This window comes from Acinetobacter sp. V2, from assembly GCF_001188385.1.
In the GTDB taxonomy this organism is placed as follows: domain Bacteria; phylum Pseudomonadota; class Gammaproteobacteria; order Pseudomonadales; family Moraxellaceae; genus Acinetobacter; species Acinetobacter oleivorans.
This window is the reverse complement of the sequence record NZ_JZFB01000012.1, coordinates 1-8,888: the sequence shown is the minus strand read 5'-3', so window position 1 is coordinate 8,888 and position 8,888 is coordinate 1. Positions and strand designations below refer to the sequence as shown.

At 40.3% G+C, this 8,888-nt stretch carries 9 protein-coding genes; 2 read left to right on the top strand and 7 right to left on the bottom strand.

All coding sequences use genetic code 11. From position 1 onward, the window contains the following. From UC75_RS18330 to UC75_RS18315, 4 genes are all read right to left on the bottom strand, one after another. A partial coding sequence (locus tag UC75_RS18330; protein WP_049838412.1) for an acyl-CoA dehydrogenase family protein occupies window positions 1-759 on the bottom strand: 759 nt, incomplete at its 3' end. 43 nt (window positions 760-802) lie between these two features. Continuing rightward, window positions 803-2,416, bottom strand: a complete 1,614-nt coding sequence (locus UC75_RS18325) for an acyl-CoA carboxylase subunit beta (protein ID WP_049838411.1) — start codon at window positions 2,414-2,416, stop codon at window positions 803-805. Window positions 2,417-2,418: 2 nt separating this feature from the next. Continuing rightward, on the bottom strand, window positions 2,419-3,306 hold the full coding sequence (locus UC75_RS18320) for an SDR family oxidoreductase (protein ID WP_049838410.1): 888 nt from the start codon (window positions 3,304-3,306) through the stop codon (window positions 2,419-2,421). 20 nt (window positions 3,307-3,326) lie between these two features. Next, window positions 3,327-5,132: an acyclic terpene utilization AtuA family protein gene (locus UC75_RS18315; protein WP_049838409.1), complete on the bottom strand. Its 1,806-nt coding sequence runs from the start codon at window positions 5,130-5,132 to the stop codon at window positions 3,327-3,329. A gap of 185 nt (window positions 5,133-5,317) precedes the next feature. Between UC75_RS18315 and UC75_RS18310 the strand changes: the two genes are divergently transcribed. Both UC75_RS18310 and UC75_RS18305 read left to right on the top strand, forming a co-directional pair. Further along, window positions 5,318-5,917, top strand: a complete 600-nt coding sequence (locus UC75_RS18310) for a TetR/AcrR family transcriptional regulator (protein WP_049838408.1) — start codon at window positions 5,318-5,320, stop codon at window positions 5,915-5,917. Then, a complete protein-coding gene (locus UC75_RS18305; RefSeq protein WP_049838407.1) occupies window positions 5,914-6,414 on the top strand; it encodes a GNAT family N-acetyltransferase in 501 nt (166 codons plus the stop codon). The genes UC75_RS18310 and UC75_RS18305 overlap by 4 nt, the downstream gene beginning before the upstream one ends. A 43-nt stretch (window positions 6,415-6,457) precedes the next feature. On the opposite strand, the gene UC75_RS18300 is transcribed toward UC75_RS18305, so the two are convergent. From UC75_RS18300 to UC75_RS18290, 3 genes are all read right to left on the bottom strand, one after another. Beyond that, window positions 6,458-7,621 carry an acyl-CoA dehydrogenase family protein gene (locus tag UC75_RS18300; protein ID WP_049838406.1) on the bottom strand — a complete coding sequence of 388 codons (1,164 nt, stop codon included), beginning with the start codon at window positions 7,619-7,621 and terminating at the stop codon, window positions 6,458-6,460. 135 nt (window positions 7,622-7,756) lie between these two features. Next, a complete protein-coding gene (locus UC75_RS18295) occupies window positions 7,757-8,320 on the bottom strand; it encodes a DUF4256 domain-containing protein (protein ID WP_049838405.1) in 564 nt (187 codons plus the stop codon). 20 nt (window positions 8,321-8,340) lie between these two features. Continuing rightward, complete coding sequence (locus tag UC75_RS18290) at window positions 8,341-8,691, bottom strand: GFA family protein (protein WP_049838404.1); 351 nt, start codon at window positions 8,689-8,691, stop codon at window positions 8,341-8,343. Window positions 8,692-8,888 lie beyond the last annotated feature (197 nt).

Below are 8,888 nucleotides of genomic sequence, written 5' to 3'. Positions count from 1 at the left end.
CCCGCCAATGGCATTGGCACAAGCCCATAGGCGCTCTTCCTGAAATTGCATCATTTGCATCATGAAGCCCATGCCTTCGGCACCCACTAAGTTACGCTGTGGTACACGTACATTGTCTAAATAAACCTGCGCTGTGGTCGTTGAACGCATCCCTAATTTATTAAGTGGCTCTGAAAAACTAATCCCTTTAGTTTTTGCTGGTACGATAATCATCGACTTATTAACGTGTGGTTTATCATCAGACGTATTGGCTAAAAGACAAAAGAAGTCGGCCTGCAATGAGTTTGTAATCCACATTTTGCTGCCGTTAATGACATAGTCATCGCCATCTTTTTTTGCTGTGGTTTTAATAGCAGCAACATCGGAACCAGCATGAACTTCCGATACCGCAATTGAGGCAACATATTCCCCAGCAATCGCTGGTGTTAAAAACTCATCACGTAATTCTTTACTACCAAAACGTGCCAAAGCAGGTGTTGCCATGTCGGTTTGTACACCAATAGCTAAAGGCACCCCGCCACAAGCTGCATAGCCAATTTCTTCTGCAACTACAAGGTTATACGAATAATCTAACGCTAAACCGCCATTTTCCTCAGGCTTACAAATTCCTAATAAACCAAGATCACCCATTTTTTTAAATACATCGTGGATTGGGAACTGCCCTTCAGCTTCCCATTCTGGAATATGTGGATTCAGCTCATTTTGAACAAATTGACGAGCTGTACGGCGTAATGCTTCATGTTCGGCAGTAAATTTCATTGTGTTATTCCTATTAATTTTTTTTAATTACGGTAAAGATTGATTAAAAACGAGACACACCAAAACGAGTTGGATTTAGCTCTCGTTGCTGTGCTTCATAAATGGTTTGTAAAAGGAAAATTAATAATTTTCGGGTATCTCGCGGATCGATAATGCCGTCGTCATGTAGCATGGCCGTATTGAAAATCGCGGTAGATTGCTGCTCCAATTTCATGGTCGTACTCTGCTCAAGAAAATCAAGCATTTGCGGATTAGGCTCCTGACCAGAAGCTTTTTGCTTTCCTTCAGCCACAATGCGTAATACCTTTCCAGCTTGTGCAGCGCCCATTACAGCAACATGCGAATTTGGCCATGCAAAAATAAAGTCTGGCGATAAACTCCGACCACACATTGCGTAGTTACCTGCACCATATGAGCCTGCCACAACAATTGAAATTTTAGGTACTGAACAATTCGCAACAGCTTGAATCAGTTTCGAGCCATGCTTGATAATGCCATTTTGCTCGGCATCGGTTCCTACCATAAAACCTGTGGTGTTATGCAAGAACAATAATGGACGTTTGGTCTGTTCACACAGGTGTATAAACTGAGCTGCTTTCGCTGCTCCTTGAGGGGTAATCGGACCATTATTGGTGATAATGCCAATATGCAAGCCTCCAATTTTTGCCCAGCCACATACCGTTAAATCATCATATTCCTGTTTAAATTCTAGAAAATCTGAATCGTCAATAATACGGGCAACCACTTCTTTCATGTTAAATGGTTGTTTCGGGTCGTTTGGAATCACACCCAACAGTTCATCGACATCGTAACGAGGTTCTTTATATGTCGTTTCAACTGGTTTGATTTGTTCTTTCCAGTTCAGATGTTCAAAAATTTCACGTGCAAGTCGAATACCGTCAGCATCATTTTCTGCCAAATATTCTGCAGTTCCGGCAACCTGTGCATGCATTTCTGCCCCGCCCAACTCTTCAGCTGTTGCCACTTCGCCAGTGGCAGCCAAGAGTAAAGGGGGACCTGCAAGAAGCATCTCGGTTTGCTTGCGTACAGCAATCACATAATCGGAAAGACCGGGCTGATAAGCACCACCTGCCGTTGCATTACCATGCACCACTGCAAGTTGGGGAATACCTGCCGCTGAAAGACGTGCCTGATTGGCAAAGGTCATGCCGCCATAAGTAAATACTTCAGCAGCATAATTTAAGTTGGCACCTCCACTTTCGGTCAGCGTAATCAGCGGGAGTTTTTGTTCCAAAGCAACTTTTTGCAAGCGCAAGGTTTTCTGCACACCCATGGGTGACATGGTCCCCCCTTTAATCGCGCTGTTACTTGCAGAGACCAGACAACGCACACCACTGACAAAACCAAGGCCAGCAATTACCCCTCCTCCAGCTTCTGAACCATCTTTATCATCATGCATGTTGTAGCCGACCAAGCCACACAGCTCAACAAAAGGTGAATCAGCATCGAGTAACAACCGCACACGCTCATGCGGCAGAATCTTGCCTTTTTTATCGAACTTAGGTTTAGCCGCATATGATTTATCAATGCTTTTTTGCTGAATTGCACGGACTTCACTCAGCTGAGTAAGCAATGCCTCTTTATTCTTTTGATACTGTTCACTACCAACAGCAATTTCGGATTGGAGAATAGTCACTGTTATTCCTCCTCAGCCTCAGTTTTTTTCTGAAAGATTTCAGGAATAAATGCACGGTGAAAACCATTATAAGATTGACTATTTGTAGCCTCATCTAGTGGATACATACGTGTCCCTTGTGATGCAGCACCATCAATACGTAACGTCACACCAGAAACAAAAGCTGCAGCATCGGACAGTAAATAACAAATTGCCGATGATACTTCCGACTCAGTTCCCATACGTTTTAGCGGTACATTGCCAGCAAGACTTGGAATAATTACTTTGGCAAAATCACCGCTATAATTATCCATACCAGATGATACGATCCACCCCGGTGCAACCGCATTTACACGAACTCCAGATTTCCCCCACTCAACTGATGCTGTTTTAGTTAAATTATCAACCCCCGAACGCGCAGCGCCAGAATGCCCCATTCCCGGCATGCCTCCCCACATATCGGCAGTCATGTTGACAATACTGCCACCATGTTTTGCCATCCATTGGTTATAAGCTTCACGCATTAAATAGAAAGTTGCGTGCAAATTATTACGCACGACTGCATCAAAACCATTCGCCGAAATATTCTCTAAAGCTGAGGGGAACTGGCCACCCGCATTATTTACCAGACCATCGAGCTTGCCAAATTTCTCAATCACTTCCGCAATCATATTTTTTACTTGTTCTTCTTCACGGTTATCGCAAACAATGAAATGAACCTGACCACCATCTTCTATAATTTCTTGGCTTACTTTCTCTAATTTCTCAATTTTGCGTCCTGTAATCACCACTTGCGCGCCGAGGGCTGCAAGCTCATGTGCAGTACAACGACCAATTCCTGAGCCGCCACCTGTCACAATAATGACTTTATTAGCAAAAGCATCTGGTCTAAAAATTGATTGATAACTCATCTTTGTTTCATCCATTCATTTTATTTTTCTAAAAGATGTGCCGGAACTTTGACAGGCATATCCAATAATTGTTGTGCAAATGCTTTACCTTGTGGGTCGATACGTAGGCTTGCAACACCACCGCCACCCAAGGCATTCTCCAACATGAAATTCAGTGCATTTAAACCTGGTAACTCATAACGAATTACTCGCCCTTTCTCTGCATCCAAGACATGCTGCATATAACTTGCAACCGTCTGTTCAGTCAGTGCTGCACGAATCCACGGTAAATATTCTGCTTTACGCGCAATCACACCGATATTGCTATGATTACCTTTATCACCACTGCGGGCATGGGCAATTTCAATCAAAGGAACTTCTGTTTCATTCCCTTCATAAACCGCACTTTCACCCGCTGCTAAACTAGGAATTTGCTCTGTAGAAGTGCCCTGAGGAATCTCAACCGGATAGCGGCTTCCATCAAAATCGTTTTCTACATTAATTTGATTTTTATCAATTAAAAATGAAAATAATTTAATCACTGGAGATGCTTTTGGACGTCCACCAACAATACCTGCCAAGGCTGGAGCCATACCTGTTGAAGCCTGTGCAATTTCAGATGCAAAGAACATACATGCTTCTTTAAACATGTGTTTTACAGCTATTTTGACCACAACTTCACGGCTATTTAAAGCCTGAGCATGTGCTCCATAGGTACTTTCAATACCTAAGATTTCAACCGACTTTTCACTAAATGGCGGCACCGAACGCATTGCTAAAACACGCTCACACTTCGTCAAAATCGCATCCGCAATGACTTGTGCTTTTTGTGGTGCCTCACGTCCTGCAATTAAGAAACTGACTAAAACCCGATAACCATCTGGATAAGTCGCACTAACTTTATATTGTGTAGTCGGTGCTTGTCCTTTTGCACCCGTCACACGAACTCGATGCTCTCCGATTTGTTCTAAATGCACCTGACTGAAATCAGCAATTACATCGGGTAATAAATATGCTTGAGGATTGCCAATTTCATAAACAATTTGTTCAGCAACCGTGGCGGTAGAGACCAGACCACCTGTCCCTTGTGGTTTAGTCACAACGAATGAACCATTTTCCCTCACTTCAACCACTGGAAATCCCATGTTGTCGAAGCCTTGTACCAATTGCCAATCGGTAAAATTACCGCCTGTACATTGCGCGCCACATTCAATGACATGACCTGCCAGCGAGCCTTGTGCCAACTTATCGTAGTCATCTAAAGACCATTGATACTCATGAAGTAAAGGGGCAAGCACCACAGCGGAGTCAACCACACGGCCAGTAATCACAATATCTGCGCCTAAATTTAAAGCATCGCGAATAGCCACCGCACCTAAATAAGCATTACTGCTTGCCACCTGTTCTGGCAAAGCTTCACCGCTAAACATTTCCTGAATATTTTGCTGCTTGAGTTGCTCATGTTGTGCTAAAAGATCATCACCTAAAACCACAGCAACTTTCAGATCTAGGCCATATTCTTTAATTATTTTTTGTAAGGCATCTCGACACGCCAATGGATTAACACCACCAGCATTACTAATCACCTTAATCTTTTTCTCTGCAATTTTTTTAAGTAGAGGTGCCATCACTCGACTGACAAAGTCCAAAGCATAACCATGTTTTGGTTCTACCATCTTCGCTTTTGCCATAATCGACATGGTAATCTCTGACAAATAATCAAACACCAAATAATTAATATCGGTTAGATGTACTAATTGGAAAGCGGCAGTATTGGTGTCTCCCCAAAAACCTGAAGCACAACCTATTTTTACGACACGCTCATCATCCTGTTGATTACTTGCCATCTTATTTCTCATTATTTTGTTTAAAAATTACACTCAACATTACCAAGCAAGCGCTTGGTTTGTAAAGAGCAAAATGTTATTGTGAAATTGACCAAAACTGCCAAACTCGACAGCTCAGCTAAAACATGATGAGATTTGGCAACCTTTTCTGTTAAGTATTTTTATATAAAGGATTCAGCTTTCGCATGATTGCTACTTCAATTGAACAGATTCCAAATATCTCTTGTTTTGACGATAGCCCACGTGGTCGTTTATTACGGGGGGCTGCCTATCTATTTCACAAACAAGGCTATGATAAAACCACTGTACGCGAACTTGCTCAATTTATTGGAATCCAGTCGGGAAGCTTATTCCACCACTTTAAAAGTAAAGATGACATCCTCGCTCACGTGATGGAGGAAACCATTATTTACAATCTTGCTCGTTTACAAGATGCGGCAGCTCAATCTACGGATCCAGAAAAACAGTTACGTGCTCTTATTAAAGCTGAACTCATTTCAATTACTGGAGATACAGGTGCAGCCATGGCTGTTTTGGTTTATGAATGGTTTGCCCTGTCAAAAGAAAAACAAGATTATCTTTTAAAAATGCGTAATGAATATGAGCAAATTTGGTTAGATGTTATTGAAAAGTTACGCACTCAGGGCAAGGTAAAGCATGATGCCTTTATTTGGCGAAGATTAGTTGGTGGTGCAATTTCGTGGACTGTAACTTGGTATAAAGCTGAGGGTAAAGTCAAAATTGGTGAGTTAACCGAAATGGTCTGGGAGATGGCATTAAAATGAGTCTAGTCTATTTACGTAAACCCAAGAAAAATGACCTTGCAGAAATTAAAGAAGCTTATGCACGTAGTGTTCAATTACATCAACCGTGGGCATATCCACCAGCTGACTTTCAAACATATTTAGAACAAGAACATCGCTATTTTGTCTGCTTAACCCATAGCCATGCAATTGCTGGAACATTTAATATTTCAAATATTATACGCGGTCACTTTCATTCAGCCTATTTGGGTTATGAAGCATTTCATCCCTATCAAGGTCATGGCTATATGACGCAAGGCCTCAAATTATTACTCAATGAAGCATTCAAAAATTTAAATTTACATAGGTTAGAAGCGAATATACAACCTGACAATATTGCCTCGATTCAATTAGTGGCCCAAGCTGGTTTCATTAAAGAAGGTTTTTCTCGGCAATATCTTCGAATTGGAGGAAAAACATGGAAAGATCATGAACGTTGGGCAATTTTAAATGAGAAATGGATAGAACCATCTCAGTAAACTCTGAATGAGATGGTTTATACAAGCAAAACCTACTCTAAAATTAATAACCTAACTGCTTACTAATTAAATCTTTCATAATTTCTTCAGCACCACCACCAATCATATTAACCTTCACTTCACGGTAAATACGTTCCGATTTGGTACCTCTCATAAAGCCCATACCACCTAATGTTTGTACAGCTGCATCAGCACAAAATTGCATAGTGCGAGTCGCAACATTTTTCAGCATCGAAATTTGAGCTACTAACTCAGGTCCTTGTAACTTCGGCTGAGTCATTTTCCATGCAGTTTCTTCAAGCAATGCCCGTGTTGAGGTCAATTGTGTTGCCATATCTACCAATTTATGACGAACCACTTGATGATCAATTAAACGCTTACCAAAAGTTTTTCGTTGTTGCGCCCAATCTAAAGCTTCTTCATAACAGACTAATGCATACCCATAAGCCACTACACCTAAGAAAAAACGTTCCATATTAAAGTTATTCATAATGACTTTAAAACCAGCATTTTCTTTACCAAGAAGATGTGATACAGATACTCGTACTTGATCAAAATGCAAATGAGCTGTATCAGAAGCCCACCACCCCATTTTCTTTAAAGGTGTTTTAGTAATTCCTTCACTATGCGCATCAACGAGCAACATTGAAATACCTTCTGCACCTGTTTTAGTTGGGTCTGTACGCACTGCAACTGTATAGTAATCTGCACGAATTCCCGATGTGATAAACGTCTTCTCACCCGAGACAATGTAGTAATCACCATCACGAATAGCTTTAGTCTGTAATGCAGCGACATCCGAGCCACCACCAGGTTCTGTAATAGCTAAAGCAGAAATTTTTTCACCGGAAATAATCTCTGGGAGGATTCTAGCTTTTAACTCCTCACTTCCAAAATGCTGAATGGGAGGGGCGCCAATTGTGTGCACCATAAGTGAAGTATGCACTCCTCCAGAACCCGCCTTTGCCATTTCAATACCGGCCAGTAATGAATAAAATGGATCTGCATCAGGAATACCACCATATTCCTCCACAAAACCTAAACCCAACAATCCAATCTCAGCAGCTTTTTTATAAAGTTCTCGTGGAAATGTTTCCGCCTCATCCCATTCATTAACAAAAGGAGCCATTTCTTTTTGTACAAATCGGCGAACATTGTCAGCAAAAGCAAAGTGTTGTTCATTATAGTAAATTGGATTGAGTTGCATGTTTAGAAATGTCCTGATGTTTTTATTTAATTCCTGAACATATCTTGTCATGTTTACAGTCAATCAAAAGTTGCAAGAATCTCCATTTTCTTGGCATAAAACATCAAACAGAATTATTTTATTTATGTACAACGCCTATACTCTTAAACAGCAACGAAAACCACGAACAGCATAATAAGATTGTGCTCCATTATGATAAATGAATACCCGACCATAACGTCGATCAGCAAAAATAGCTCCATCTAACCATCGAATCTCATCTGGGGTTTTGAGCCAACTTGATGTTTTAAGATCAAACTCCCCTAACTTTTGTAATTCATGGTATTGCTCTTCTGTGAGAAGCTCAGCTCCCATTTCTTTAGCTACATCGATTGCACTATTTTTGGGAGGATGATCTTTTCTAGCCTCCAAAGCCACTCGATCATAACAAAGGCTTCTACGACCTTTGGGTGTCTCAGGAGAACAATCAACAAATAAATACTTATCCTTTTGTTGATCATAAGAGATAATATCTGGTTCTCCTCCAGTGTTTTCCATTTCTTGCAATGACCATAATTTTTCAGGCGATTCTAATAATTTAGCTCGCACATTTGTCCAATCAATTTCTTTATGGCGATGTATGTTCTTTTCAAATCTCTTCTTTAATAGTTCAAGTAGTGAATCTAATTGTGTTGGAGTTAATTGTTTTTTAGTTGTCATTGAATAAATCCTTATAATTATTAAACTGAACGTCCATCAAAATAATTTATTTTTATTTTTTCTAAATCTATAGCATCTATGCATCGAACATTAATCGCAAACATAGAATTACCCTCTGCATCTATGCCTTGAGCATAGGGATGAATACCGCAATTTTTACAGAAATGATGATTAATCACATGCTTGTTAAAAGTGTAATTCGCTAAAATATCAGGAGAATCTAAAGTAAATGTAACTTGATTTGTAGGTAGGAACCAAAGTAAAGACCCTTTCTTTTGGCAGATCGAGCAATTACAAGATAAGGCTTCTGTTAGCTCCCCTTCTGCGACAAACTTTACCTGACCACAATGGCAACTTCCTTGATATTTCATTGCTCTTACTCTTTATAATTTTCGTCTTCTTTACTTTTCCAGTTTAAAGAATAAGTTTCCATATAAAAATGTAATCGATCTACTTAATATTGATTTAGAAGATGTAGGTCTTGCAGCCCATTTCTAACTTAGAATAGGTTCGAAGTTTCCTTCATATAAAAAAAGGACTCATATAGAGTCCTTTTTTATTGTCTTAT

Bases quoted from the DNA above. Each gene is read 5' to 3' on its own strand.
- UC75_RS18315 (WP_049838409.1), bottom strand. From the start codon at position 5,132: ATGGCAAGTAATCAACAGGATGATGAGCGTGTCGTAAAAATAGGTTGT.
- UC75_RS18320 (WP_049838410.1), bottom strand. From the start codon at position 3,306: ATGAGTTATCAATCAATTTTTAGACCAGATGCTTTTGCTAATAAAGTC.
- UC75_RS18290 (WP_049838404.1), bottom strand. From the start codon at position 8,691: ATGAAATATCAAGGAAGTTGCCATTGTGGTCAGGTAAAGTTTGTCGCA.
- UC75_RS18300 (WP_049838406.1), bottom strand. From the start codon at position 7,621: ATGCAACTCAATCCAATTTACTATAATGAACAACACTTTGCTTTTGCT.
- UC75_RS18310 (WP_049838408.1), top strand. From the start codon at position 5,318: ATGATTGCTACTTCAATTGAACAGATTCCAAATATCTCTTGTTTTGAC.
- UC75_RS18295 (WP_049838405.1), bottom strand. From the start codon at position 8,320: ATGACAACTAAAAAACAATTAACTCCAACACAATTAGATTCACTACTT.
- UC75_RS18305 (WP_049838407.1), top strand. From the start codon at position 5,914: ATGAGTCTAGTCTATTTACGTAAACCCAAGAAAAATGACCTTGCAGAA.